The organism is Caballeronia sp. LZ062 (assembly GCF_031450785.1).
Classification (GTDB): Bacteria; Pseudomonadota; Gammaproteobacteria; order Burkholderiales; family Burkholderiaceae; genus Caballeronia.
Map to the genome: position 1 here is coordinate 1,097,482 of NZ_JARTWB010000001.1, position 25,384 is coordinate 1,122,865.

The window sequence follows — 25,384 nt, forward strand, 5'->3', positions numbered from 1 at the left end:
ATGAACACCTCGGGCAAGGCACTGGATGGCGTTCGCATCCTCGATTTCACGCACGTTCAATCGGGTCCGACCTGCACGCAGTTGCTGGCGTGGTTCGGCGCGGACGTTATCAAGGTAGAGCGCGCCGGCGCAGGCGACATCACGCGGGAGCAATTGCGCGATATCCCCGACGCGGACAGCCTTTACTTCACGATGCTCAACCACAACAAGCGGTCGATCACCATCGACACGAAGAATCCCGAGGGCAAGAAAGTGCTCGAAACGCTCGTCAAGAAGTGCGACGTGCTGGTCGAGAACTTCGCGCCGGGCGCGCTCGACCGCATGGGCTTCTCGTGGGAGCGCATCCAGGAACTGAACCCGGCGATGATCGTGGCGTCGGTCAAGGGCTTCGGGCCGGGGCCGTACGAAGACTGCAAGGTCTACGAGAACGTCGCGCAGTGCGCGGGCGGCGCGGCATCGACCACGGGTTTCGACGACGGTCCGCCGACCGTCACCGGCGCGCAGATCGGCGATTCGGGCACGGGGCTGCACCTCGCGCTCGGCATTGTCACGGCCCTGTATCAGCGCAACCGCACCGGACGCGGGCAGAAAGTGCTCGCGGCCATGCAGGACGGCGTGCTCAATCTGTGCCGCGTGAAATTGCGCGACCAGCAGCGCCTCGAACGCACCGGCGTGATGAAAGAGTACCCGCAGTATCCGAACGGCAAGTTCGGCGAAGCGGTGCCGCGCGCAGGCAACGCATCCGGCGGCGGCCAGCCGGGCTGGATTCTCAAGTGCAAGGGCTGGGAAACCGACCCGAACGCGTACATCTACTTCATCACGCAGGCGCCGGTGTGGGGCGAAATCTGCAAGGTCATCGGCAAGGAAGAGTGGATCGAGCATCCGGACTACAAGACGCCCAATGCGCGCCTGCCGCGGTTGAAAGAAATCTTCGCGGAAATCGAGCGCTGGACCATGTCGAAAACCAAGTTTCAGGCCATGGAAATCCTGAACAAGCACGACATTCCGTGCGGCCCGATTCTCTCGATGAAGGAGATTGCCGAAGAACCGTCGCTCAGAAAGACCGGCACGGTCGTGGAAGTGGACCATCCGGTGCGCGGCAAATACCTGACGGTCGGCAACCCGATCAAGCTCTCGGACAGCCCGACGGAAGTCGTGCGCTCGCCGCTGCTCGGCGAGCATACCGATGAAGTCATGGCCGAACTCGGCTACACGCAGGACCAGATCGCCACGCTGAAGAGCCTCGGCGCGATCTGAACCCTTACTCCCGATGCGGACGAAACTCGTCCTCTAATAAACGGAGACACGCCAAATGAACAGCACGGTCGTCCAGGAACGCAGCGAAGCAGTCCAGTCTTTCCCGCCCGCATCGAATGTCGTGCCGTTGCACGCAGCGGACGCAAAGCGCCGTGTCGCGGAGATCTTCGAGCGCGTGAAGGCCGAGGGCCGCACGTCGCTGACTGCGCCGGAAGGCAAGCTCGTCTGCGACGCCTACGGTATCTCGGTGCCGCAGGAAGGCGTGGCGACCAGCGCGGACGACGCCGCGAAGCTCGCGTCCTTCATCGGCTTCCCGGTGGTGCTGAAGATCGTCTCGCCGGAGATTCTGCACAAGACCGAGGCGGGCGGCGTGCTCGTCGGCGTGAAGAACGAAGCCGACGTGAAGGCAGGCTACGCGACGATCATCGAAAATGCGAAGAAGTACGATGCGAACGCGACCATCGTGGGCGTGCAGGTGCAGCAGATGGTCGGCGCGGGACAGGAAGTGATCATCGGCGCGGTCACGGACCCGTCGTTCGGCAAGCTGATCGCGTTCGGGCTCGGCGGCGTGCTTGTCGAAGTGCTGAAGGACGTGACGTTTCGCTTAGCTCCGGTGACGCGCGAAGAAGCCGAGTCGATGCTCGACGGCATTCAGGCCGCCGATGTGCTGCGCGGCGTGCGTGGCGCGGAAGCCGTCGACCGCGATGCACTGGTGACGCTGATCGAGCGCGTGTCGCGCCTCGTCGACGACTTCCCGCAAATCTCCGAGATGGATCTGAATCCGGTCTTCGCGAGCCCGAACGGAGCGGTGGCGGCGGACGTGCGCATCGTGATGGACTTCGAGCCGGCCGAGCCGCGCTATCGCCCGACGCAGGAGCAGATCGTCACGCAGATGAACCGCATCATGAAGCCGGATGCCGTCGCGGTGATCGGCGCGTCGAACGAGGACGGCAAGATCGGCAACTCGGTCATGAAAAACCTGATCAACGGCGGCTACCAGGGGACCATCTATCCGATTCACCCGAAAGCCGACGAAATCATGGGCCGCAAGGCGTACAAGAGCGTGAAAGACGTGCCGGGCGTGATCGACGTGGCCGTGTTCGCGATTCCCGCGAAGTTCGTCGCGCAGGCGCTCGTCGAAGTGGGCGAGAAGCAGATTCCCGGCGCGGTGCTGATTCCGTCCGGCTTCGCCGAAACGGGCAATCAGGAGGGGCAGGAAGAGCTGGTGCGGATTGCGCGTCAGTACGATATCCGCATGATGGGACCGAACATCTACGGCTTCTATTACACGCCGAAGAATCTGTGCGCGACGTTCTGCACGCCCTACGACGTGAAGGGCAAGGCGGCGCTCTCGTCGCAATCGGGCGGCATCGGCATGGCGATCATCGGCTTTTCGCGCTCGGCGAAGATGGGCGTTTCGGCTATCGTCGGCCTCGGCAACAAGAGCGATATCGACGAGGACGATCTGCTCACGTTCTTCGAGCAGGACGACAACACGGAAATCATCGCGCAGCACTGCGAAGATCTGAAGGACGGCCGATCCTTCGCCGAAGCCGCGCGGCGCGTGTCGAAGAAAAAGCCGGTCGTCGTGCTGAAGGCGGGCAGAACGAGCCTCGGCGCGCGCGCGGCGAGTTCGCACACCGGCGCGCTCGCGGGCAACGACAAGATCTACGAGGACGTGTTCGCGCAATGCGGCGTGATCCGCGCCCGGTCGCTGCGCGACTTGCTCGAGTTCGCGCGCGGCATTCCGAAGCTGCCGACGCCGAAGGGTGAAAACACCGTCATCATCACGGGCGCGGGCGGATCGGGCGTGCTGCTCTCGGACGCCTGCGTGGACAACGGCCTTTCGCTGATGACCATGCCCGACGATCTCGACGCCGCGTTCCGCAAGTTCATTCCGCCGTTCGGCGCGGCGGGCAATCCGGTCGACATCACCGGCGGCGAGCCGCCGACCACGTACAAGAACACGATCAAGCTCGGACTCGAAGACGACCGCATCCATTCGATCATTCTCGGTTATTGGCACACGATCATCACGCCGCCGATGGTCTTCGCCAAACTCGTGATCGAAGTGAAGGAGGAGATGAAGGCGCGCGGCATCGAAAAGCCGATCGTGGCGTCGCTCGCCGGTGACGTGCAGGTGGAGGAGGCCGCCGAGTATCTGTACGAGCACGGCGTGCCGGCTTACGCGTATTCGACCGAGTTGCCCGTCGCGGTGCTCGGCGCGAAATACAAGTGGGCGCGCGGCGCGGGCCTGATCTGATCCAAGAATACGGCGCGGGCCGCGGCTCGCGCCAACTAGAAAGGGATTTCCGTGACCACCTGGATACGTTTTCGCGATGCCGACGGGCATATCGGCTTTGGCACGCTCGACGAGCGCTCGGGCCGCGTCGTGCAGCACGACGGCGCGCTCTTCGAGCAGCCGCGCCCGACCGACATCTCCTTTGCCGTGGACGACCTTACTCTGCTCGCGCCCTGCGAGCCGAGCAAGGTCATCGCGCTGTGGAACAACTACTACGCGCTCTCGCAGAAGCTCGACAAGGCGCCGCCGCAGCATCCGCTCTTTCTGATCAAGCCGCCGATGTCGGTCATCGGGCCGAACGAGTCGATTCGCCGGCCGAAGAATTACCACGGCAAGATTGCCTACGAGGGCGAACTGGGTGTCGTGATCGGCAAGAAGGTGTCGTGCGCGTCGGTGGAAGAAGCCGAGGACGCGATCTTCGGCTACACGTGCGTGAACGACGTCACTGCCATCGAGCTGCTGCAGGAAGATCCCAACTTCGCGCAATGGTGCCGCTCGAAGGGCTTCGACACGTTCACGTGCCTCGGGCCGGGAATCGTCAGCGGTTTCGACTGGCGCAGCGCGAATGTCGTCACGACCGTCGACGGAGTGGAGCGCCAGAACTACCCGCTCGACGACATGATTTTCTCGCCCGCCGAGCAGGTCAGCCTGCTTTCGCACGACATGACGCTCGCGCCCGGCGACGTGATCGCGTGTGGAACGTCCGTCGGCGTCGGGTCGATCAAGGACGGCGCGCGTGTCGATGTGTCAATCGGAGGGATCGGCACGTTGTCGAATGTGCTGGCGGCGTAGGCGTCGAGAGAAAGCAGAAACGGCAAAGCCGGCGCGCGAGGCGCCGGCTTTGCCGCTCAAGCGTGTGCGCGCTGCCGTGAAGCACAGCGCGTCGCCTTTACCTTACCGATCGCGATTCCACAATGCGCCCAGCAGGAATCCGACGGCCGCGGCGATCAGCACGCCGTTGATCGGCTGATCGGAGACGGCGCTGCGAACGTTGTCGAGCGTCTGCCCGTACGTCTGCTGCAGCGAGCCGAGCGCCTGACGCGCCTTGCCTTCGACCTGCGTGCCCGAATCGCCCGTCAGCGCGCCGACCGCGTCCTGCACCTTGCCGACCACGTTTTGAGCCGTGCCTTCCACTTGATCTTGCACCATGGTGCCTCCCATTCTCGTTGAAGCGGTTTGCGTTGGTCTTGCCCCGATACTGCTTCGATTCAACCGGCAGCGCCGGAACGGACGATAGAGCACGGTTCATGCCCAGCGCGCGTTTCGCTCACGCGGGGTCCACGAGATGAGCCACGAGCGCGAGCAAATCGTCGATGGAAAGCGGCTTTCTGCGAAAACGCGCGTCGGGATGATGCAGCTCCGGCGCGTGCGCGGCGGCGCTCATAAGAATCACCGGCACCTTGTTGAGCGTGTCGCTCGCCGCGAGAGTGCGGATCAGCTCGACGCCGTCCATGTGCGGCATCATCCAGTCGGTGATGATGACGTCCGGCGCGTTCATGTTGGCCGCGTCGAGCGCAAGGCGCCCGTTCGACGCCGTCGTCACCTCGTAGCCTTCCATTTCGAGCACGAGCCGCCACGTGGTCAGGATGTCGAATTCGTCGTCGACGACAAGGATCTTTTTCATGTGCGCGGGCCGGGGTCCGACACGGACAGCGCAGGGGAAAGCGACGGATGCCCGGACAGGATGCCCGTCGGCCCGATGAAAGTCTCCGTGATGTGCAAGCCGCGAGAATCGATCGTCAGGCGGCGGATCGTCGAGTCGTGCGCGCTTTCGCGCTGCTTCACGACCGTCACCATACGGTGCAGCGCGGAATCCGCTTCGACGTAGCGCATGAGCACGATGTTCTCGGTCATCGCCGATGCGCGCATGGTCGCGGGCGGCGCCGGTTCGCCATACAGCGTCAGTTCTTCGGTGATGATCGTCGTGACGCCGGCATCGCGCAGCCGCAGCGTGAGCGCGTTGAGAAAGAGGCCGAACCGTTCAACCCGGTTCGCAGACTGACCGAAGCCGTCGATGCCGTCCACCACGAGCCGCGACGCATTCGTGCGCCCGACGACGGCGAGCAGTTCCGCGGCGAGTTCGTCGATGGACAGCTCGACTGCCGAATGCCAGTCGATGGTGAGGCGCCCGTCCTTCACCGCATCGGTCAGATCGATGTTCACTTGCCGCGCTTTCGCGATCAGCCGCTGCGGCGATTCGTAGAGGCCGAAATAAACGCACCGCTCGCCGTTTGCGACGCCTGCCTGCAAAAACTTGAGCCCGAGCAACGTCTTGCCGACGCCGGAAGGCCCGACGAGCGTGGTCGTGGAGCCGCGCGCGACGCCGCCGCCCATCATGCGGTCGAATTCGGGGAAGCCGAACGTGAGCTTTGAATCGTAGTGGCGCGGGGCGTTTTGATTAGCGGGCGAAGCCTCCAGACGCGGGAACGCGACAAGGCCGTTTGTCGAGATATTGAAGAAATGCTTGCCGAGCAGATGATCGCGGGCGCGCAGCTTGTGCACCTCGATCTCGCGCGAGCGGCGCATGCCGTTGCTGAAACGGTTCAGTTCGATCAAGCCGTCGACGAGCGTGTGTTCCGGATGCGGCTCGTTGCCGGAAAGCGGCGCGAGAATCAGCGTGGTGCAGCGCGCCGCGCTCACGAACGCCGAGAGTTCATGGATGAACTGCGAAAGCGCAAGCTCCGTCGAACTGAACTCGCGTGCGCTGCGAAAGCCGTCGATGACCATGAAGCGCGGGCGGCTCGACTTGATCGTCGAAGCGATCAGCGCCAGAAAGCCCGAGAGGCCGTCGCGCATCAGTTCGTGGTAGCCGCTCACGAAGAGCATGCGGTCGGAGATGGCGTCGGCGTCGTAGAACGACAGCGCGCGCAAATGCGACAAGAGCTTCGTGTGCGATTCGGCGATGAGCGTGACGTACAGCACCTTGTCGCCCTGCGCGACGCGGTGAAAGGCGATTTGCGAGGAAAGAATCGTCTTGCCCGCGCCCGCCATGCCTTCGATCATATAGAGCCCGCCTCCGACGAGGCCGCCGCCGAGTATTTCGTCCAGCCCCGGGACGCCGGTTGTGACGTTGTCGTCGTTCGCAGTGCGCTCGGGGGATGGCTCGGAGGGAAGATTGTCGTCTTGGCTCATGAATTTTCGTTTTTACCGGCGAAACCGCTCATACAGGACGCGAATTATGGCTGACTATCGGCAACGTGTCGCTATTTGATGCGCTCGCATCCTTACGCGCGCGCGTGCGCACTGGCTTCGCAATGCGTCCGGGCCGCAGCGGAAACGGCCGCGCGAGCGCATTCGCGGTTCGCCGTGCATATTCCGAGCCCGTGAAGATGGGGGCTGCAGATTTGTCCGGGACAGACGACTTTGAGAACCCTCTCATGGGCGGCGGGCGGCGGCGCTGGTCAAATACGGTCTCGATGTCCTGGATGCCGTGAGTTTCCGGCTCCGCTCTTCGGCGCTCTGCGCCAGCCTCTGCTTTCCATGCCATGAAACGTTCGCACTCGATCTTGGGCGCCGTCGCGCTCGCCGCTTGTCTGGCTTCTCATTGGGTTTCGTCGTCCGCCGCTTCTCGCCCGGTCGAGCCGTTGCCGGACCCGCATATTCTGTCCGCCGCGCCGTTCGAATTTCGCGCGGACAGCGGCATTTTCTCGCCCATGCACGCCCCAGTAACCGATTCTCGTATTTTCTCGCCGCTTCCTGCACCGGCCAGTCACGACACCATGCAGTTGTCTCAGGCGCATTACAGGCGCCGGCAATTCGCTTAACGGGCCGCGCATTATCTGGCATTCACCGCCGCGTGTCGCCATAATCGAATGCGAATCCCATTGCCGATATTCTGGGAAATCGCAATGAAATGCTTGGGTGTTTCATATTCAGCGTTGATCGCGGCGCTTTGCATGTTATGGCTTGGTCTGTGCGCCCCGGCCAGTCAGGCGCAATCCGGCCGTGCATCTGATTCGCCGGACAATGCGGCGTCCGCGAACGGCGACATTGCGGAACTGGAAGCGTTGACGCGCGACGGCAAAATCACGACGCTGCGGAAAGCCGTGAACGGCAGTTACGGCGCGAGCCTCGCGTATTATCGCGAGCAAGTGACGTATTATGCGGCGTTATTTCAAGTCGATAAATCCTGGCGCGTAGTCAAGACGCAAAATGAGGCGCGCGCAGAATCCGTCTTTGCGGATTTTGCGAAGACGTCCGTATCGCTCGCCGATGCCGAGATTCGCCGCATCAAGCTCGAAGCGGAAACGGCCTATGCGCAAAGGCTGATCGCGGCGCAACAGGCGCGCGCGAGCAGGCTGCAGGCGGACCTAAATGTCGCGCACGCCCAGCAGAGCGAAGTGGCCAACCATCAGCAAGCGGAGCAGGACGCCATCCGTCAATTGCGCACGGAACAGGCGGCGGCGCAGGCGCAACTTCGCGCGCTGCAATTGCGTGTGCAGGAATTGCAAAAGCAAGCCGACGGTGATCTTCCCGCATCTGGAAAATAAGCGACTCGTTCGACGCATCGGAAAAGTTCTGGAAATTGGGATTTATCTCGGCGGGAGATTCAATACGCGTTGCTAGAATCGCAGCGCTTCAGAAATTCCCGGTTCCGTTCGGGCGTCACATCGTATTACAAACCGCACCTGATTCCAGGTCTCGCGTTTCCCCAGTCGAATCAAAAGATGCTTAAAAATACCGTTGCCGTCGTTCTCGCTGCCGCCGCTGTGCTCGCAGGTTGCTCAACCACTTCCGGTCCCACGTTCAATATCAATGAAATCCAGACGTCGAACGGGCAGAAGGCATTCCGTTCCGAATGCTATGGCGCGTTGCAGAGCGGCAGTTCCTGCATGGAAGCCGCGCAGAAGATGTGCGGCAACCAGCCGGTGAACGTATTGCAGAACGTCGAGGGCACGAACGCGCCGGGTAATGCTCGCGAAGTCGTCTTCACCTGCGGTATGCCGCCGCAGCCGGCGGCCGTGCAGCAGGCCGAACCGCAGCCTGTCATCGCCGCGGCGCCGGCTGTCGCTCCGGCTATCGCGCCGGTACGCAAGGTAACGCTCGACGAAAAGACCAACTTCGCCTTCGATAGCGCGCGACTCACGCCGAAGGCCCGCGCCATTCTCGACCGCCTGATTGCCGAAGGGCGCGGCGTGACGTTCTCGTCCGTGGTCGTGGAGGGTTATACGGATTCGACCGGTTCCGCGTCGTATAACGTGGCGCTGTCCGAACGCCGAGCGCGCGCCGTGCTCGAATACCTGAAAGGCCACGGGTTGCAGGCGCAGGACTTCGCGACGAAGGCCCTCGGCGAGTCGAATCCGGTTGCATCGAACGCCACCAGCGGCGGCCGTGCCGAGAACCGTCGCGTGGAAGTCGTCCTCACGCAATAACGCGTTCGGATGTCGCTGTCGAAGAAGCTCGCGGACCTCACGGTCCGCGAGCTTTTTTTCGTCTGCGTCGCGGTGTTCAGAAGAGCGCGAGTTGCTCGCGGCCCCGGCCACCTTCGAGCGTCAGCAGCCACCTTTTGCGATCGACGCCGCCAGCGTAGCCCGTCAATTCACCGTCGCCGCCGATCACGCGATGACACGGCACGATGATCGCCACCGGATTGCGCCCGTTCGCGCCGCCCACCGCCCGCGATGCGCCCGGCGGCAAGCCGAGCCGCCGCGCGAGATCGCCGTAGGTCCAGGCGTCGCCGAAAGGAATCTGGCGCAGGAGATCCCAGACCTGTTGCTGGAACGCCGTGCCGTGCAGTTTGACCGGCACCGAGAAAGTCAGCCGCTCCCCCGCGAAGTATTCGGCGACCTCATTGCAGGCGGCTTCGATGACGCGTGGCGCGGGCCTCTCGTCGTGGACAATCGCGTGCGGCGGCACATCCGCCGGAAAGTGCTTCTGCCCGACGAAGAAAAGTCCGGTCAGACACGCATTTTCGGCGCGATACACAATCGGGCCGAGCGGACTCGGGCGGACGTGGCACTCAATCACGCTGCGTCTCCGCGCTCAGGCGGTGCCGTCAGATGAACGGGTTATCGGCGGTGCCGGTCGGCGCTGTGGGTTCGTCCGGCAGCTTCGCCGGGAGCTTCGCGTCCTTCGCGAGCGCCTCGACGATTGCGCCGAGCGCATCGTGCAGCGCCTTCGCGGCGGCAAGGCCGGTCTGGTCCCGCGCGATGGTGAGATCGCCGCTGATCGTCACGCGCGTCTTGCCGTTGACGATGTTGATGGCGTCGCCCGCGATGTTCATCGCGTCGGTATCGTTGGCAAAGGGCTTAAACACCTCTCAATCCTCCAATTCGTTTGTCTTTCAGCGAATCCGGAATCCCGGGAAACGCGAGACCGCTCATCGCTTCCAGTTCGCGCACGGTCTTCATCGTATAGGTATTCGTCGGCGTGTTCTCGACCACCACCGCGAACGCAATCTGCCGCTGCGGCAAATACACGACCTTGTACAACTGCGTCGGCACCAAGACGCGCGATTCGCCGATGGTCTGCAACTGCCGCCCCGCGAACAGCGGTCCGGTGACGACATACGCCTCGCCCGATTCCTCGGTGAGCCGGCGCACGGCCTGCTCGATGCGCGACCAGATGCGCCGGTTGTTCGACGGGTCCTGCGGCACGATGTTCGCCAGCGAAAACGATTCGGCCATGCCCTGCTGGCTCGCGCGATCGCCCGCCGGGCTCATGTGGCCGCGGTCGTAGCCGCTGCGCTTGTAGTCGTCGAGTTGCGCGCTATCGCCGCGCGGCAGCCGCTTGTCGACGAAAAAGCGGTTGGTGCGCGTGTTGTCCTTCGCGTCGTCGACGCTTTGCGCCGTGAGATGCTCCGCCGACCACAGCGGCCCGTGCGTGACGCCCGAGTGAAGGAGCGCGAAATCCGAATAGCAGATTTCCTGCGTGGCCGCGCGCATCTTGGCATTGGTCACGACGGGTTCGCGCCCGGACGGGCTGAACTGCGGGCAGTCGTTGGCGACCGCGCTGATGCACACCGCGCCGAAAAGCGCGGCGACGAGTGCCTTGAACCTTGCTTGCATGCTTTGAAAATCCCGACTGATTGCGATGCTTCGAAACGCCCCGGCTGCGCCCGCTTCGATCCGCGGCCGGCGAGGGCGGCACAGTATAAGGGCTTGTCGCGCGCTAGAATCGCTCGGGCCATTCATCTCGATAAAAACAGCCCATGAAATCGATGCCTCTTTCCGCGCGATCCTTGCTGCTGACGCTGGCTTCCTGCGTGTCATTGGCGGCGGCCGCGCCCGCATTCGCCGAGGAACCCGCCTACGGCCCCGAGTTGCAGGGCTTCGAGTATCCGTATCCGGTCGCGCGCTTCGCGTTCACGTCGCAGCGGCAGGTCGTGCGCATGGCCTATATGGACGTGCATCCGGCGCATCCGAACGGGCGCACGGCGGTGCTGCTGCACGGTAAGAACTTCTGCGCGGCGACGTGGAAAGAGACCATCGACACGTTGAGCGACGCGGGCTATCGCGTGATCGCGCCGGACCAGATCGGCTTTTGCAAGTCGACCAAGCCCGAGCGTTATCAGTACAGCTTCCAGCAACTCGCGCGCAACACGCACGCGCTGCTCGGCGCGCTCGGCGTGAATCGCCCGACGCTGATCGCGCATTCGACGGGCGGCATGATCGCCGTGCGCTATGCGCTGATGTATCCGCAGGAGACCGAGCAACTGGCGCTCGTCAATCCGATCGGGCTGGAGGACTGGAAGGCGAAGGGCGTGCCCTCCATTTCCATCGACGACTGGTATGCCCGCGAACTGAAGACGAGCGCCGAAGGCATCCGCATTTACGAGAAGAACACGTATTACGCGGGCCAGTGGCGCGACAACTACGAGCCGTGGGTGCAGATGCTCGCCGGTATGTATCGCGGGCCGGGGAAAGATATCGTCGCGTGGAATTCGGCGCTGCTGTACGACATGATCTACACGCAGCCGGTGGTCTATGAGTTCCCGAACTTGAAGACGCCGACGCTGCTTCTGATCGGCGACAAGGACACGACGGCCATCGGCAAGGATCTCGCGCCGCCGGAGATTCGTCCGACGCTCGGGCGTTATCCGGAGTTGGCGAAACAGGCGAAGGAGCGCATTCCGAACGCGACGCTCGTCGAGTTCCCCGACGCCGGCCACGCGCCCCAAATGCAGGAGCCGGCTGCGTTCCACAAGGCGTTGCTCGACGGCCTCGCGGCGTTGCATCCGAAAGCCGAATGACGCTTCAGCGCGAATCGCCTGTGCAGGACGCGCGCTCGATCGAAGGCAGCTGAATCAGCAGCGCGACGCCGCGCGCGGCCATGAAAACGGTGAGCGCGAACCATAGGCCGTGATTGCCGAGCGCGCCCGTGAACGCCCACGCCGCAAGCAGGAAGACGGCGAGCGACGCGGCCATCGCCTGCATCAGCTCGCGGGTGCGCGTTGCGCCGATGAACACGCCGTCGAGTTGAAAGCCCGCGACGGACGCGAGCGGCAGAATCGCCGCCCACGGCAGATAGCGCGACGCCGCCGCGCGCACGACGGGCTGATCCGTCAGCCGGCCGATGATCCATTCGCCGCCCAGCCAATAGACGACGCAGAAGCCCGCCGCGCCGATGGCGGACCACAGCATCGTCACTTTGACGGCCTGACGGAACGCGTGACGGTCGCGCGCGCCGGTCGCCGCGCCGACCAGCGCTTCGGCGGCGTGCGCGAAGCCGTCGAGGCCGAACGCCATGAAGGTCTGGAAATTCAGCAGGAGCGCGTTCGCGGCGAGAATCGTGTCGCCCTGACGCGCGCCCACATGCGCGAACCAGCCGAACGAAGCCAGCAGACACAGCGTGCGGATGAAGATGTCGCGGTTGATCGCAACGAGGCGTTTGATCGCGCGGGCGTCGATCAGGCTGCGGAGCGCGAGCGGCGCGAGCCCACGCTCACGCAGACGCCAGAGCATCGCGAGCCCGAACGCGAAGCCGCAAAAATCGGCGAAAGCGGTCGCCGCGCCGATCCCCGCAATGCCCCAGCCGAAGCGATACACGAAGAGCAGCACCGCGCCGATGTTCACCGCGTTGATGAACACCTGCGTCGCGAGCGCGAGCCGCACGCGCTGGCAGCCAAGCAAAAAGCCCAGCACCGCGTAGTTGCCGAGCGCGAACGGCGCGGCCCAGATACGCGCGTGGCAATACGCCCTCGCCGTCTGCTGAACGGCCGCGCTGCCGCCGAGCGCGGCGAGCGCATAGCGGATTATCGGCACCTGCAGCGCAAGCACCGCCGCGCCGATGGCGAGCGACAGCATCAACGCGCGCAGCACGTGGGCGCGCAGCGCGGCGGCATCGCGCGCGCCGAACGCCTGCGCGACGAGGCCCGTGGTGCCCATGCGCAGAAAGCCGAAGCTCCAGAACACGAAGCTGAAAACCAGTCCGCCGAGCGCGACGCCGCCGAGATAGTGCGGGCCGTCGAGATGCCCGGCGACGGCGGTATCGACTGCGCCGAGAATCGGCTGCGTCAGATTCGCGAGGACGATGGGAAACGCGAGCGTCAGTACGCGGCGGTGCCAGTGCGTCGGCAGGGCGGCGGATTGCGGCTTGTCGGCGGGCGCGGTCAAGTGAGATTCGCAGAGCGTCGGTGGAAGACGCGACATTGTCGCGAGCGCGCGTCGCCGGCGCAACGCCCCGCGGGCAGCCGATAATGCGAGTCCGTTCGGCCCGTTCGCGCTCGATGAAAACCTTTCTGCTTTATGCCGTGACCGCCGTCGCTGAGATTGCGGGCTGCTATTTCCCGTATCGATGGCTCAAGGGCGGCGGCTCGCCGTGGCTTGTCGTGCCGGGGGCGCTGTCGCTCGCGCTTTTCGCGTGGCTCTTGACCTTGCACGATGCCGCCGCCGGACGCGTCTACGCGGCTTATGGCGGCGTCTATATCGGCGTGGCGATTGCGTGGCTGTGGGCGGTCGAGCGCATTCGGCCAAACGCGTGGGACGTGGCAGGCGCGGCAATCGCGCTTATCGGCATGTGCGTGATCGCCTTCCAGCCGCGTTGACGCATCACGTTGGCATCACGCTTCCAGCGCGAGCAGCGCGAAGGTCGCGAGCCAGTGTTCGCCCATGTAATCGCCCGCGACGTGCGCGATGCCCGAGGCCAGATGCTCGGCGGCGCTCGCCTCCAGCACGGCGACGCGCGCGTCGCCTGCCGGGAGCGCCCGCGCGATTGTCCGCTGGCACCAGGCGCGGCTCAAATTGAGCCCGTCGAGGTGCGCCAACTTGCCGTCGCTGCGATCCGTGACCGTGGCAGGCACGAAGAGCGTCGCAGGTTCGCGCTTGGCGAGGCGGGGCAGGAAGGCATCGAGCCAGCCGGCGAAGCGGCCTTCAGGCAGAACGTGGCGCATGAGCACCGCTTCCATCAGCGAGGGCGACAAGAATTCGTCGCCCGCAGGTTCCCACGCCTGACAATCTGCATCGTCCTGGAACCAACGCAACGCTGTTTCCGTCAGCAGGCGTTCGAACGGCGCATTGCCGACGGTGCGCGCATAGCCGAGCGACAACGTCAGCGCAAACGCCATATTGAAGTGCGTGCCGACGCGCAGCGGATACGTCGATTTGGGCAGAAACTCGGTGAAACGGTCGACGAAGGCATCCGCGAGCGGTTGCAGCGTGCGCGCCCAACGCGCGCCGTCTTCCGATTGCATCGCGTGCAACTGACCCGCGAGCGCCAGCAGCCACGCCCAGCCGTAGGGGCGCTCGAAGCCGCGCGAAGCCGGACGCTGCAAATAGGCGACTTCTGCCGCGACGTTTGCCTCGGTGAAATGCTCGTCGATGACCGCGCGAATGCGCCCGGCTTCGGCCAAGCCGGGAAAGCGGTCGAAGAGGCGGGCGATCAGCCAGTAACCATGCACGCACGAATGCCAGTCGAAGCTGCCGTAGAAGATCGGATGCAGCGCGCGCGGGCTTTGCGCGTCGGCGTCGCTCGCGAGCACGTGATCGAGCTTGTTGGGGTACTCGCGTGTCAAATGGCCGAGCGCCACTTGCGCGAATCTCGACGCAAGCGAGGCGTCGAGCGTGACCGGTTCGTGCTTGTCCATGCAAACCTCGCTTTTCCGTTATTCGATGCAAACCGAAACCGAGACTTTATCGATAAATGATCGATAAAGTCTTTGACTCGGGAAATCACCTAGTCGCTGGCGCGAGAGGGCTTCGCGCCGGGTAGGCAACAATCGGTTTGCGCGCCGTGCGCCGACGCGTCGTTTAAACTTGCGCCCGAGCGCCGACAGAGCGTGCCGTCCCGGCCTTTTGCGCCGGGCCTGACATCCGACAGAGACAAAAGAGTTCATTGCAACCATGACCGATCTTCCCCATTACACCGCAGAGGACACCCGGCGACGCGTTTTCGCGATTGTCGGTGCATCGTCGGGCAATCTCGTCGAATGGTTCGACTTCTATATCTATTCGTTCCTCGCACTGTACTTTTCAGCCGCGTTCTTTCCCGGCAGCAATCCGACCGTGCAGCTACTGAACACGGCGGGCGTGTTCGCGGCGGGCTTCCTGATGCGTCCGATCGGCGGCTGGCTATTCGGCCGGATCGCCGACAAGCACGGCCGCCGCAACGCGATGATGATCTCCGTCCTGATGATGTGCGGCGGCTCGCTCGTGATCACCTTTCTGCCGACCTACGCGAGTATCGGCGCATGGGCGCCGCTGCTGCTCTTGATCGCGCGGCTGTTCCAGGGCTTGTCGGTGGGCGGCGAATACGGTACGAGCGCGACGTATATGAGTGAAGTGGCGCTGCGCGGGCGGCGCGGTTTCTTCGCATCGTTCCAGTACGTCACGCTGATCGGCGGACAGCTTGCCGCGCTGCTCGTGCTCGTCATTCTCCAGCTTTTCCTCTCGACGGAAGAACTGAAGGCGTGGGGCTGGCGCATTCCGTTTTTCGTCGGCGCGTGCGCGGCGCTGGTTTCGCTGTACCTGCGCCGCTCACTCGATGAAACCACGACCGCCGAGACCCGCGAACGCAAGGAAGCCGGCACGATCGCCGGGCTGATGCAGCACAAGGCCGCGTTCATGACGGTCGTGGGATTCACGGCGGGCGGCTCGCTCATCTTTTATACGTTCACCACGTACATGCAGAAGTATCTGGTCAACACGGCGGGCATGCACGCGAAGACCGCCAGTAACGTGATGACCGTCGCGCTCCTCGTCTATATGCTGTTGCAGCCGGTGTTCGGCGCGCTGTCGGACCGCATCGGCCGCCGCCAGTCGATGCTCTGGTTCGGCGCGCTCGCCACGCTTTGCACCGTGCCGCTGCTGCACGCGCTGCGCGACGTGACGAGCCCGGTCATGGCGTTCGTGCTCGTCGTCGCGGCGCTCGCCATCGTGAGCTTCTATACCTCTATCAGCGGTCTCATCAAGGCCGAGATGTTTCCGCCGGAAGTGCGCGCGCTGGGCGTCGGGCTTTCGTATGCAGTGGCGAACGCGGTGTTCGGCGGATCGGCGGAATATGTCGCGCTCAAGTTCAAGACGGAGGGCATGGAATCCGGCTTCTACTGGTATGTGACGGTGATGTGCGCCATCTCGCTCCTCGTCTCGTGGAGGATGATGGACCCGAGCAAGGAAGGCTATCTGCGCAACGAGCCGTAAGTGTCCTGCCGCGTCCGGACCGGCGCGGCATTCTCAATCCGGCGCGCCCGGCGCGGACAAGGAAGTCCGTCCGGCTTGCCGATGACGGTAGTATGGTGTTTTATGCGGTATGTGTCGGTAGACGACGCGCCGGGCCCGGCGTACGGTGGCAATCGGAAACAGGATAAGCATGTGCGCGGCCGGATTGCGCGCTACAGCGAGGCGCGGCGCGCTGCGCCTCGGTCTGCAGGGAGCCTGTCCATGGAAGATTTCGACGAAACGTTGTTTGTCGTCTGGCGATCGAACCTGAACGTTCTGGTCGGTTCGCCCGGCGGCGCGGCGCGTCTTGCGCGCATGATGAACTTCTCGCCGTCGTTCATGAAGCTCATCGTGGCCGGTCAGCGGGACTTCAACGAGGAGTTCGTGCGCGGCATCGAACTCGTGTCCGGCTTGCCGCCGCACTGGATGGACGAGCGCCGCAACGCCGCTGACGTGCCTGCCGAAGTCAAGCGCGCGCTCGACGAGGAAAGGCCGTTCGCCGTGTTTCGCGGCACGGCGCACCCCGCGCCCAAGCGTTCGGTGCTGCGCGGCCCCGAGCCGCTTCTCTCGCAGACGGAAGCCACGCGGCGCGTCGCCGATCTCGCGCAACAGCAGGCCGAGGTCAACCGGCGCGATCTGCTTTTCAGGAAGAATCGCGAGCTGCTGTCACAGGATTTGCGCCGGCTCGAACGCCAGCTTGGGTTGTTGCAGGTCGAACCGATGCTGCCGCGAGCCGACGAACTCATCGCCTCCGACCGCATGAGCGAAGCGGCGAAGGCCGATCTGTCCGGGCGGCTCGAACAGATCGACAAACACGTGAAGCTCTTGCATCAACACGTGGAGAAACTGGTCGCGCTGCTTTCATCGCCCGACGAGCCGGGCGCGAACGACAGCTGATTTACTTCTTCGCTCGCTTGTCTTCGGCTTGTGACTCCGGCTCGGGATGCACGGCAATCGGATCGCTGGCCGGGAACGTCTCTTCGAGGGCTTCGTCGAGCAAGTCCTCTTCGTTCGCAGGTTTCTGCTCTTTCGTCGCTTCGGTCTGGCGTGGCTGCGTCATGATGCGCTCCGCGATGTGGATCGAGCGTCTCAATATAGCAGCCATGCCATCAGCGCGCCCAGCGGTAGTCCGCCGGGCGCACGCCTGTCCATTTCCGGAACGCCCGCCGAAACGCGCTCGGTTCCGAAAAGCCGAGCGCAGCGGCAATCTCGGGAATCGTCTCGTTGGTGTCCGCTAGACGCGAAATGGCGAGGTCGCGCCGCAGCGCGTCCTTGATGGCCTGAAGCGTCAGGCCTTCCTGTTTCAGACGCCGCCGCAGCGTGGCTTCCGCCATGTTGAGCGATACGGCCATGCGGTCCGCATCGGGCCAGTCGGCGGGCGTCGTTTCGCGCAGCCGCTTGCGAATGCGCGCCGCGAGCGACTCGGGATTGCGATATTTCACGATGAAATTCGCGGGCGCGTCGCGCAGAAACGTCTTGAGCGTCGATGGTGTCTGCACCACGGGAAGCGTCGCGCACTCGGGCGCGAGATCGACATAGGTTTGCGGCTGATCGAAGCGCATGGCGTCGCAGAACATCAGGCGGTATTCGTCGCTATCGCGCGGCTCGTCGCAGCGCAGGTTGGCGGCGAGCACCGGAACGCGCCGCCCGACGAGCCAGCACAGCAAGCCATACACGAGGATGAAGCCCGTGGCGTAAGCGAACATCGTCTTCGGCGCGCGGGCGTCGCGCAGGACGATCCGCACGCGCGTCTCGTCAATTTGCGCCTCGAAGGTCAACTCGTCGAGCACGAGCCGCATGAAACCCGCGATACGTCCGAGCGCCTGCGCGCCGTCGCGTGCGCCGAGCGCCGCCTGCGACATCAGCACGAAGCTGCCGCGCCGCATCGGGTGCGCGTCTTGACCGAAGAACTCGTCATCGAGCGCGTCGGCTATCGCGTGCCACAGGCGGCCGTATTGCGCGGGCGAGACGCGGGCGCGCGGCGAATCCAGCATTGCGTGCGCGATGCCCGCTGCATCGAGCAGCGCCGCGCGCCCGACGCCGCGCGCTTCGGCGCATCGCAGCGCCGCGTCGACGAGACTCACGGCGATCGAATCGCGCTCGAACTCTCTTCTGCGGATTGGGGTTGTCACTAGGTGGCGAAAGCGTTCAGTTAGCGTGATCGTTCTGGTCATCGGCCGGGCGCGGACGATTGCCTAGACTGGCGAAGCGCCCGCCGCGCATCGGCGAGCCAGTGTATCCGAACGACTGACGAGGCCATCTGCGAGTTCAACCATGATCGACAGTTTTCTCACCGAAGAGCAGCGCATGATTCGCGACGCGGCGCGCCAGTTTTCGGCTGAAGTGCTCGCGCCGAACGCGAGCCAGTGGGACCGCGACGGCGCGATTCCCGATGCCGTCGTGCGCCAGTTGGGCGAACTCGGCCTGCTCGGCATGATCGTGCCGGCGGAACTCGGCGGCACCTACAGCGACTACACCGCCTACGCGCTCGCGATGGAGGAAATCGCGGCCGGCTGCGCGTCGTGCGCGACGATGATGAGCGTGCACAATTCCGTCGGCTGCGGGCCGATTCTCGCGTACGGCACCGACGCGCAAAAGGCCGAATGGCTGCCGAAGCTCGCGAGCGGCGAAGTGATCGGGGCGTTCTGCCTGACCGAGCCGCAAGCCGGCTCCGAGGCGAACAATCTGCACGTGCGCGCCGTCGAGCGCGACGGGCAGTGGATCATCTCCGGCAGCAAGCAGTTCGTGACGAACGGGCGGCGCGCGGGCGTCGCCATCGTGTTCGCCGTTACCGACCCGGAAGCGGGCAAGCGCGGCATCTCGGCTTTCATCGTGCCGACGAACACGCCGGGTTTCAACGTCGGACCGCCCGAGCACAAACTCGGCATCCGCGCATCGGATACGTGTCCGATCACCTTCGACGACTGCGCGATTCCCGCCGCGAATCTGCTCGGCGCGCGGGGCGAAGGGCTCAAGATCGCGCTGTCGAATCTGGAAGGCGGGCGCATCGGGATTGCGGCGCAGGCGCTCGGCATCGCGCGCGCCGCCTTCGATGCAGCGCGCGCCTACGCACGAGATCGCGTGCAGTTCGGCAAGCCGATCCGCGAGCATCAGTCGGTCGCGAACATGCTCGCCGACATGCAGACGCAGATCAACGCCGCGCGGCTTCTGGTACTGCACGCCGCGCGGATGCGCACCGAAGGCGTGCCGTGTTTGTCGGAGGCGTCGCAGGCGAAACTCTTCGCATCCGAGATGGCCGAGCGCGTGTGTTCGGATGCGATTCAGATCCATGGCGGCTACGGCTATCTTCAGGACTACCCGGTGGAGCGGCATTATCGCGATGCGCGCATCACGCAAATTTACGAAGGCACGAGCGAAGTCCAGCGCATGGTGATTGCGCGCAACGTCTAGCGGCATATAAGGAGGAGACGCCATGAATCGAGCCGGGCCGTTCATCGAAGCGAGAGACTTTCTGCTGCGTCACCGAACCGACTACGACACCGCGTACCGCAAATTCAGATGGCCCGTGCTGGACCGCTTCAACTGGGCGCTCGATTATTTCGATCCGATGGCGCGCGGCAACGACGCGCCCGCGCTTTGCATCGTCGACGAAAGCGGCGATGAAACGCGGCTCACGTTCGCCGAGATGAGCGAGCGGTCGGCGCGTGTGGCGAATCATTTCCGCGCAATCGGCGTGAAGCGCGGCGAGCGTATCTTGCTGATGCTGCCGAATCGCGTCGAGTTATGGGAGACCATGCTCGCCGCGATGAAGCTCGGCGCGATCGTGCTGCCCGCGACGACGCAGCTTGCAAGCGGCGACCTGCGCGAGCGCATCGCGCTGGGACGCGTGGATCATGCTATCGTCGATGCGAACGAAACGCACAAGTTCGACGGCATCGACTTGCACGGACTGCGCATGTCCGTCGGCGGCGCGCGCGACGGCTGGCTCGGCTACGACGCGGCCTACGATGCATCGCCCGAATTCGATGCTGACGCCGAAACAATGGCGAGCGATCCGTATCTCTTGTACTTCACATCGGGCACGACGTCGAAGCCGAAGCTCGTCGCGCATACGCACGAGAGCTATCCGGTCGGGCATCTTTCGACGATGTACTGGATCGGCCTGCAACCCGGCGACGTTTATTGGAATATAAGTTCGCCCGGCTGGGCGAAACACGCGTGGAGCTGCTTCTTCGCGCCGTGGAATGCGCAGGCGTGCGTGTTCATCTACAACTTCAGCCGCTTCGACGCCGCGCGCACACTGAACGTGCTCGTGACGCACGACGTCACCACGCTCTGCGCGCCGCCGACCGTGTGGCGGATGCTCGTGCAGGAACCGCTGGCGCAGTACAAGGTGAAGCTGCGCGAGATCGTGGGCGCGGGCGAGCCGCTGAATCCGGAGGTCGTCGAGCGCGTGCAGGCGGCGTGGGGCGTGCCGATTCGCGATGGCTACGGGCAGACGGAAACCACCGCGCAGATCGTGAATTCGCCGGGCCAGCGGCTCGTGCCCGGCTCGATGGGCCGTCCGCTGCCGGGGTATCGCGTGGTGCTGCTGGATCCGGAGGGCAATCGTGCCGACGAGGGCGAAATTGCGCTCGCGCTCGATCCGCCGCCGCTCGGCCTCATGACCGGTTACGCTGACAACCCCGCCGCCACCGAAAACGCAATGCGCGGCGGCTTTTATCGCACATCGGATGTCGCGGCACGCGGTGCAGACGGCTATTTCACGTACGTCGGCCGCGCGGACGATGTCTTCAAATCGTCCGATTACCGTCTGAGCCCATTCGAACTGGAGAGCGTGCTGATCGAACACGAAGCCATTGCCGAAGCGGCTGTCGTGCCAAGTCCCGATGCGCTGCGGCTTTCGGTGCCCAAGGCGTTCGTCACGCTGCGGCACGGCTTCACGATGGGACCGGACCTCGCGCGCAGCGTGTTCGCGTTCTCGCGCGAGCGGCTGGCGCCGTACAAGCGCATCCGGCGTATCGAGTTCGCGGAGTTGCCGAAGACGATCTCGGGCAAGATCCGGCGCGTCGATCTTCGCAGACAGGAAGCGGCGCGCGTGCAGGACGGCGCTCGCGGTGAGTTCGAGTTCTGGGAGGACGATTTCCCCGATCTACGTCAGCCGGGCGTGGCCGATACCGCGAAATGATCAGGCGAGGCGTTGCATCGTTGATCGGAGGAATTGGCAAGCAAATGTAACGCGGGGCGCTGCGCCGCGAACCGTCGGGAAGGCCGCTGGTCGAAACGGCTCATTCACGTCGGAACATTTGAAGGAGGAACCCGATCATGTCGAATCGGTCGCTACGGATCGCGCTTTCTGCAACGGCTCTCGCAGGCGCGCTCGCGACGCCGGCCGCGTCTTATGCACAAATCAATCTCCAGCAATTCGGCTTCGGTAACAAGTCGGAGTCGTCGGGCCAGTCCGGCGACAGCGCGGCGCAGCCGTCCGCGCTCGGCTCGCTCGTGCAGAACTATCTCGGCGCCAATCAGCAGGTATTGAGCGGACAATCGAGCCTCGCATCGGCGATGGGCATGTCGAGCGTCGCGAGCCAGGCTCAGTCGGCGGCGGGCATGTTGTCGGGCGCCACCAGCGGCGGCGCGCCGAGCACGAGCGTGTTGTCGCAGCTTGGCGGCACGCAGCAGAGCGTGTCGCAATCGCTGATGCAGGCATTCGCGAACAAGTCCGCGACGCCGCCGACGGCCGCGAGCAAGCAGTCCTTCACGGACGGACTGGCGTCATTGGGGCAGGGCGTGAAGCAATATGCAGGTCTTCAGTCGGACCTGGGCGCGGTGAAGAACACGATGGATGTCTCGTCGCTCTTGCAGGCTGGAACGAATCCGGGCACGGCGCAGGCAGCGACTTATATTGCGCAATCGGCGCCGGGCCAGTTGCAAACGCTCGTGCAGACGTTGACGCAAGCGGTTCAGTACGCCAAAACGAACGGCATTTCGGTGCCTTCCATCGCGACGTCGGCGCTCGGCATGGCGAAGTAAGCGGCTGTTGGCGCAGGCAGGAAAAAGACGCAGGCACGAAAAAGGCGAGGCACCGGGCCTCGCCTTTTTTGTTTCGTGTTCTTGCTCGAGTGGCTGCTTACATCGAAGCGGAGCGCCGCAGCGACAGCCGCGTCAGAATTGGCAGCGTATGCGCGCGACGCTGCTGCGAAACCAGCGGCGGCAAGAAAGAAATGTCGGCGCTCTCGGCGAGACGCATACGTGGCTCGGGGTCGAGCACTTCGAGCGCAGGCGGTTCGACCAGTTCGTCGACCTCTTCCGCGATCATGGCGTGTGCCGGTTCTTCAGACTTGAGTCCTAGGGAACGGCGCACGTCCACGCCGCGCGTGCGGACGGAGAAACCGGCGCCACGAATGAGACTTTCGCGCGTTCTCCAAAACGCGGCAGCGGACGGGGGCATGGCGTGCATCGAAACATATTCGATCACGATTTCATAACCCCGCACTTTGGGATAATTCAGCAACAATTGACCCGAGCGGATATATCGGGTGTAGCGGTCGATTTTCTTCGTCAGTAAATCCTGATGCTCTTGTTCGTCTTGCCAGTCGAGATCATCGAAAAGCCCGACATACACTTGCTTGAACAGGATATTGATTCCGATGTAATCGATGGCGTCCACGTCGCGCAAAGACATGGTCATTCCCCTACGCCCTTCAGCGGGCAAGTATCAAAGACCCGCATTGTAACGGATGTGTGCCGTCGATTTCGCGCGAAACGCCGTGTGCCGTAAGGCGCAAAAGCGATTTTAGTCACACTCCTAGTACACATCTGGAACAAATCCGATCATCGGGACGATTCTGTAAAAAATGATTATGAGACAGATTACGGGCGCGGTCGCGATGTATCCGCCAAATCCTTTGCGGACGCGGGCCTAGCGATTTCTTCATTGGTTATTGCGTCGACTTGGGGCATGGACGGCTGCTCGTTAATCCATGCGTTAAGAATCGTGAAAGTGACGGCAAGAATAACGGGCCCGATGAATAATCCGACTATTCCGAATGCAAACATCCCGCCGAGCACGCCGGAAAGAATCAACAGCATCGACAAATTGACGCCGCGCTGAATGAGCAGCGGGCGCAGGAAATTGTCGAGCATGGCGATCATCAGCGACCATACGAGCAGCAAAGCGGCCGCGACGTGCGATCCGTGCCAAAAGAGCCAGGCCACGCCGCCGAGCAGCGGCAAAAGCGGACCGATTTGCGCGAGGCAAAGCATGAGCATGACCGCCGTGATGACGCCCGCCGCCGGCACGCCCGCAATCCACAGACCGATTCCGCCGAGCGCCGACTGCGTGACCGCGGTCACGACGATGCCGAGCGCCACCGCGCGCACGGCCAATCCGGCGAGCTTGACGGCTTCGGCGCCGCGCTGGGCAGCCACCCGCGTGGCGAAACGCAGGACGAAAGTGGCGGCGGCCTCGCCGCGCGTGTACAGAATGCCCGCGATGATGATGGTGATGACCATGTGCATGACGAACACGCCGACGACTGCCGCGTGCGAGAGCATCCAGCGCGCCGCAATGGTCACGTAAGGTTCGAGTTTCGCGAGCATGCCGCCGGGGCCGGCGTCGGAGAGCGATTGCCATTCGGCCGAGGCGCGCTGCCCGACGAGCGGAACATCGTGGACCCAGCCGGGTGGCGGCGGCAGCGCATACGTCGGCAGGCTCTTGATGGCGGACATGATCTCGCTGCCGTGCAGCGCAAGCGTGCTGATCGCCTGATAGAGCGGCAGCACGATCACGATCAGGAGCACGAGCAGCATGATCGTCGTCGCAATCCATCGACGGTTGCCGCAGCGGCGCTGCACCGCGAGCATGAGCGGCCAGGTCGCGACGACGATGGTCGTCGCCCAGATCAGACCGGGGAGAAACGGGCGCAGGATAAAGAGGCTGCCGGCCGCCAGCGCCGAAAGAATGGCGATGACGAGCAGAATGCGGGCGATGTCGACCGGCTGACGCGGATTCGGGTTCGGCTGCCCGTTGGAGGAAATTGCCATGATGCGTGGTGCCAAGAAAGGTCGGTGGGCGCGGCGAACGAGCGCATCCGCCAAGGGATAAGTCAAAGCGGTTGAGCAAGCAAGCGTCTTGCAGTGGATGACCGCGATCATACGGTATCCGATGCATGGTACCGCGCCGCCCGGCCGCTCACTCGTAGTGATACACCCCGCGCTTCGTCTTGCGTCCAAGATGCCCTGCGGCGACGAGTTCACGCAGCAGCGGGCACGCGCGATACTTCGAATCGCCGAAGTCTTTCAGGAACACGTCCATCACGGAGAGGCACACGTCCAGACCGATCAGGTCCGCGAGTGCGAGCGGGCCGATCGGGTGATTCGCGCCGAGCTTCATGCCCGTGTCGATTTCCTCGGCCGTCGCGACGCCTTCGTACAGCACGAAAAACGCTTCGTTGATCATCGGCACGAGCACGCGGTTGACGACAAAGCCGGGCGAATTACGAACGCCGATGGGCGACTTGTCAAGTTTCTCGGTCAGTTCCCGCACGGCGGTCACTGTTTCGTCGCTCGTCTGGACGCCTCGGATCACTTCGACTAGCTGCAAGAGCGGCACCGGATTGAAAAAGTGCATGCCGATGAACCGCTCGGGATGGCCAAGCGTGGCGGCGAGCGCGGTAATCGAAATGGACGACGTGTTCGATGCGATGATCGCATCGGCTCGCGCCGCCGCCTCGATTTGCCCAAGAATGCGGTGCTTGAGCTCGACGTTCTCGGTCGCCGCCTCGATGACGATGTCCGCCGCGGAAACCCGCGCATAATCGGTGGACGTCTCGATGCGCGCGATGGCCGCGTCGCGCGTGCCGGCGTCGAGCTTGTCCTTCGCGACGAGCCGCTCGAGGCTCGCGGTCAGCGTGGCGACGCCCTTGGCGAGCGCGGCGTCGGTGACGTCGATCAACACGACCTTGAACCCCGCGACGGCGGCCACCTGCGCGATGCCGTTGCCCATGGTTCCCGCGCCGACGATCCCGACGGTCTGAATGTTCATGCTGCGTTCCTCCTCGTTTGCGTTGAGATTGTGCGGCGCGCCCACGCTGATTCCAGATAGCCGCGTCGCGCCTCGCCTTGGCGATGCGATATTTCCTAATCTTTGACCTACACTCAGTTGATCAAACGACGGCCCCCGGAGCAGTTGATAGAATGCGCGGCCCTTGATTCGCCGGTCATTGCATCCGATGCCGCGTGAACATCGCGCGGTTTCCCGCTTCAACGA

Annotated in this window: 25 protein-coding genes; 12 read left to right on the top strand and 13 right to left on the bottom strand. The window is 63.9% G+C overall.

Going from position 1 to position 25,384, the window contains the following annotated elements; all coding sequences use genetic code 11:
* From frc to P9239_RS05045, 3 genes are read left to right on the top strand one after another with little or no spacing between them, the layout of a single operon-like run.
* The gene (frc, locus tag P9239_RS05035) at positions 1 to 1,257 is read left to right on the top strand and encodes a formyl-CoA transferase (protein WP_309749376.1); all 1,257 of its coding nucleotides are present in this window, start codon (positions 1 to 3) and stop codon (positions 1,255 to 1,257) included.
* Between the two features lie 55 nt (positions 1,258 to 1,312).
* A complete protein-coding gene (locus P9239_RS05040; RefSeq protein ID WP_309749377.1) occupies positions 1,313 to 3,520 on the top strand; it encodes an acetate--CoA ligase family protein in 2,208 nt (735 codons plus the stop codon).
* Between the two features lie 51 nt (positions 3,521 to 3,571).
* The gene (locus P9239_RS05045) at positions 3,572 to 4,351 is read left to right on the top strand and encodes a fumarylacetoacetate hydrolase family protein (RefSeq protein WP_309749378.1); all 780 of its coding nucleotides are present in this window, start codon (positions 3,572 to 3,574) and stop codon (positions 4,349 to 4,351) included.
* Positions 4,352 to 4,453: 102 nt separating this feature from the next.
* Here P9239_RS05045 and P9239_RS05050 read toward each other — a convergent pair whose 3' ends face one another.
* From P9239_RS05050 to P9239_RS05060, 3 genes are all read right to left on the bottom strand, one after another.
* Positions 4,454 to 4,708 (bottom strand): CsbD family protein, encoded by a 255-nt coding sequence (locus P9239_RS05050; RefSeq protein WP_175941047.1) that lies wholly within the window; start codon positions 4,706 to 4,708, stop codon positions 4,454 to 4,456.
* 118 nt (positions 4,709 to 4,826) lie between these two features.
* A complete protein-coding gene (locus P9239_RS05055; protein ID WP_309749379.1) occupies positions 4,827 to 5,183 on the bottom strand; it encodes a response regulator in 357 nt (118 codons plus the stop codon).
* Positions 5,180 to 6,691: an ATPase domain-containing protein gene (locus P9239_RS05060; RefSeq protein ID WP_309749380.1), complete on the bottom strand. Its 1,512-nt coding sequence runs from the start codon at positions 6,689 to 6,691 to the stop codon at positions 5,180 to 5,182. The genes P9239_RS05055 and P9239_RS05060 overlap by 4 nt, the downstream gene beginning before the upstream one ends.
* Before the next feature lie 764 nt (positions 6,692 to 7,455).
* Between P9239_RS05060 and P9239_RS05065 the strand changes: the two genes are divergently transcribed.
* Both P9239_RS05065 and P9239_RS05070 read left to right on the top strand, forming a co-directional pair.
* On the top strand, positions 7,456 to 8,049 hold the full coding sequence (locus P9239_RS05065; protein WP_309749381.1) for a DUF2968 domain-containing protein: 594 nt from the start codon (positions 7,456 to 7,458) through the stop codon (positions 8,047 to 8,049).
* Positions 8,050 to 8,226: 177 nt separating this feature from the next.
* Entirely contained in the window at positions 8,227 to 8,931 is a 705-nt protein-coding gene (locus P9239_RS05070; RefSeq protein WP_309749382.1) for an OmpA family protein, read from the top strand.
* A 76-nt stretch (positions 8,932 to 9,007) separates the two neighbouring features.
* On the opposite strand, the gene P9239_RS05075 is transcribed toward P9239_RS05070, so the two are convergent.
* The 3 genes from P9239_RS05075 to P9239_RS05085 are packed head-to-tail and all read right to left on the bottom strand — an operon-like array spanning position 9,008 to position 10,566.
* The gene (locus P9239_RS05075) at positions 9,008 to 9,526 is read right to left on the bottom strand and encodes a methylated-DNA--[protein]-cysteine S-methyltransferase (RefSeq protein ID WP_309749383.1); all 519 of its coding nucleotides are present in this window, start codon (positions 9,524 to 9,526) and stop codon (positions 9,008 to 9,010) included.
* A gap of 28 nt (positions 9,527 to 9,554) precedes the next feature.
* Positions 9,555 to 9,815: a hypothetical protein gene (locus P9239_RS05080; RefSeq protein ID WP_309749384.1), complete on the bottom strand. Its 261-nt coding sequence runs from the start codon at positions 9,813 to 9,815 to the stop codon at positions 9,555 to 9,557.
* The gene (locus P9239_RS05085; protein WP_309749385.1) at positions 9,808 to 10,566 is read right to left on the bottom strand and encodes a DNA/RNA non-specific endonuclease; all 759 of its coding nucleotides are present in this window, start codon (positions 10,564 to 10,566) and stop codon (positions 9,808 to 9,810) included. The genes P9239_RS05080 and P9239_RS05085 overlap by 8 nt, the downstream gene beginning before the upstream one ends.
* A 143-nt stretch (positions 10,567 to 10,709) precedes the next feature.
* Between P9239_RS05085 and P9239_RS05090 the strand changes: the two genes are divergently transcribed.
* Complete coding sequence (locus P9239_RS05090; RefSeq protein WP_309749386.1) at positions 10,710 to 11,750, top strand: alpha/beta hydrolase; 1,041 nt, start codon at positions 10,710 to 10,712, stop codon at positions 11,748 to 11,750.
* Positions 11,751 to 11,754: 4 nt separating this feature from the next.
* Here the strand turns inward: P9239_RS05090 and P9239_RS05095 are convergent, their stop codons facing one another.
* On the bottom strand, positions 11,755 to 13,149 hold the full coding sequence (locus tag P9239_RS05095) for an MATE family efflux transporter (RefSeq protein WP_404980140.1): 1,395 nt from the start codon (positions 13,147 to 13,149) through the stop codon (positions 11,755 to 11,757).
* Between the two features lie 77 nt (positions 13,150 to 13,226).
* Between P9239_RS05095 and P9239_RS05100 the strand changes: the two genes are divergently transcribed.
* Complete coding sequence (locus P9239_RS05100) at positions 13,227 to 13,544, top strand: YnfA family protein (RefSeq protein WP_309749388.1); 318 nt, start codon at positions 13,227 to 13,229, stop codon at positions 13,542 to 13,544.
* Positions 13,545 to 13,559: 15 nt separating this feature from the next.
* On the opposite strand, the gene P9239_RS05105 is transcribed toward P9239_RS05100, so the two are convergent.
* Positions 13,560 to 14,582 carry a DUF2891 domain-containing protein gene (locus tag P9239_RS05105; protein ID WP_309749389.1) on the bottom strand — a complete coding sequence of 341 codons (1,023 nt, stop codon included), beginning with the start codon at positions 14,580 to 14,582 and terminating at the stop codon, positions 13,560 to 13,562.
* Between the two features lie 256 nt (positions 14,583 to 14,838).
* Between P9239_RS05105 and P9239_RS05110 the strand changes: the two genes are divergently transcribed.
* Positions 14,839 to 16,134 (top strand): MFS family transporter, encoded by a 1,296-nt coding sequence (locus tag P9239_RS05110; RefSeq protein ID WP_309749390.1) that lies wholly within the window; start codon positions 14,839 to 14,841, stop codon positions 16,132 to 16,134.
* 240 nt (positions 16,135 to 16,374) lie between these two features.
* A complete protein-coding gene (locus P9239_RS05115) occupies positions 16,375 to 17,049 on the top strand; it encodes a hypothetical protein (protein ID WP_309749391.1) in 675 nt (224 codons plus the stop codon).
* Position 17,050: 1 nt separating this feature from the next.
* Here the strand turns inward: P9239_RS05115 and P9239_RS05120 are convergent, their stop codons facing one another.
* Positions 17,051 to 17,212: a hypothetical protein gene (locus P9239_RS05120; RefSeq protein WP_309749392.1), complete on the bottom strand. Its 162-nt coding sequence runs from the start codon at positions 17,210 to 17,212 to the stop codon at positions 17,051 to 17,053.
* Between the two features lie 49 nt (positions 17,213 to 17,261).
* Complete coding sequence (locus P9239_RS05125) at positions 17,262 to 18,326, bottom strand: AraC family transcriptional regulator (RefSeq protein ID WP_404980139.1); 1,065 nt, start codon at positions 18,324 to 18,326, stop codon at positions 17,262 to 17,264.
* 103 nt (positions 18,327 to 18,429) lie between these two features.
* On the opposite strand from P9239_RS05125, the gene P9239_RS05130 reads away from it, so the two are divergent.
* The 3 genes from P9239_RS05130 (at position 18,430) to P9239_RS05140 (ending at position 22,146) form a co-directional block, all read left to right on the top strand.
* A complete protein-coding gene (locus P9239_RS05130; protein ID WP_309749629.1) occupies positions 18,430 to 19,563 on the top strand; it encodes an acyl-CoA dehydrogenase family protein in 1,134 nt (377 codons plus the stop codon).
* A gap of 22 nt (positions 19,564 to 19,585) precedes the next feature.
* Positions 19,586 to 21,301, top strand: coding sequence for an AMP-binding protein (locus P9239_RS05135; RefSeq protein ID WP_309749394.1), 1,716 nt, complete (start codon positions 19,586 to 19,588; stop codon positions 21,299 to 21,301).
* 137 nt (positions 21,302 to 21,438) lie between these two features.
* Positions 21,439 to 22,146: a hypothetical protein gene (locus tag P9239_RS05140; RefSeq protein ID WP_309749395.1), complete on the top strand. Its 708-nt coding sequence runs from the start codon at positions 21,439 to 21,441 to the stop codon at positions 22,144 to 22,146.
* 97 nt (positions 22,147 to 22,243) lie between these two features.
* Here the strand turns inward: P9239_RS05140 and P9239_RS05145 are convergent, their stop codons facing one another.
* The 3 genes from P9239_RS05145 to P9239_RS05155 all read right to left on the bottom strand — a co-directional run bounded on the left by P9239_RS05145 (position 22,244) and on the right by P9239_RS05155 (position 25,159).
* Positions 22,244 to 22,798 carry a DUF6572 domain-containing protein gene (locus P9239_RS05145; RefSeq protein WP_309749396.1) on the bottom strand — a complete coding sequence of 185 codons (555 nt, stop codon included), beginning with the start codon at positions 22,796 to 22,798 and terminating at the stop codon, positions 22,244 to 22,246.
* A gap of 188 nt (positions 22,799 to 22,986) precedes the next feature.
* The gene (gene ydiK, locus P9239_RS05150; protein ID WP_309749397.1) at positions 22,987 to 24,159 is read right to left on the bottom strand and encodes an AI-2E family transporter YdiK; all 1,173 of its coding nucleotides are present in this window, start codon (positions 24,157 to 24,159) and stop codon (positions 22,987 to 22,989) included.
* Positions 24,160 to 24,307: 148 nt separating this feature from the next.
* Positions 24,308 to 25,159 (bottom strand): 3-hydroxybutyryl-CoA dehydrogenase, encoded by an 852-nt coding sequence (locus tag P9239_RS05155; protein WP_309749398.1) that lies wholly within the window; start codon positions 25,157 to 25,159, stop codon positions 24,308 to 24,310.
* Between the last annotated feature and the right edge of the window lie 225 nt (positions 25,160 to 25,384).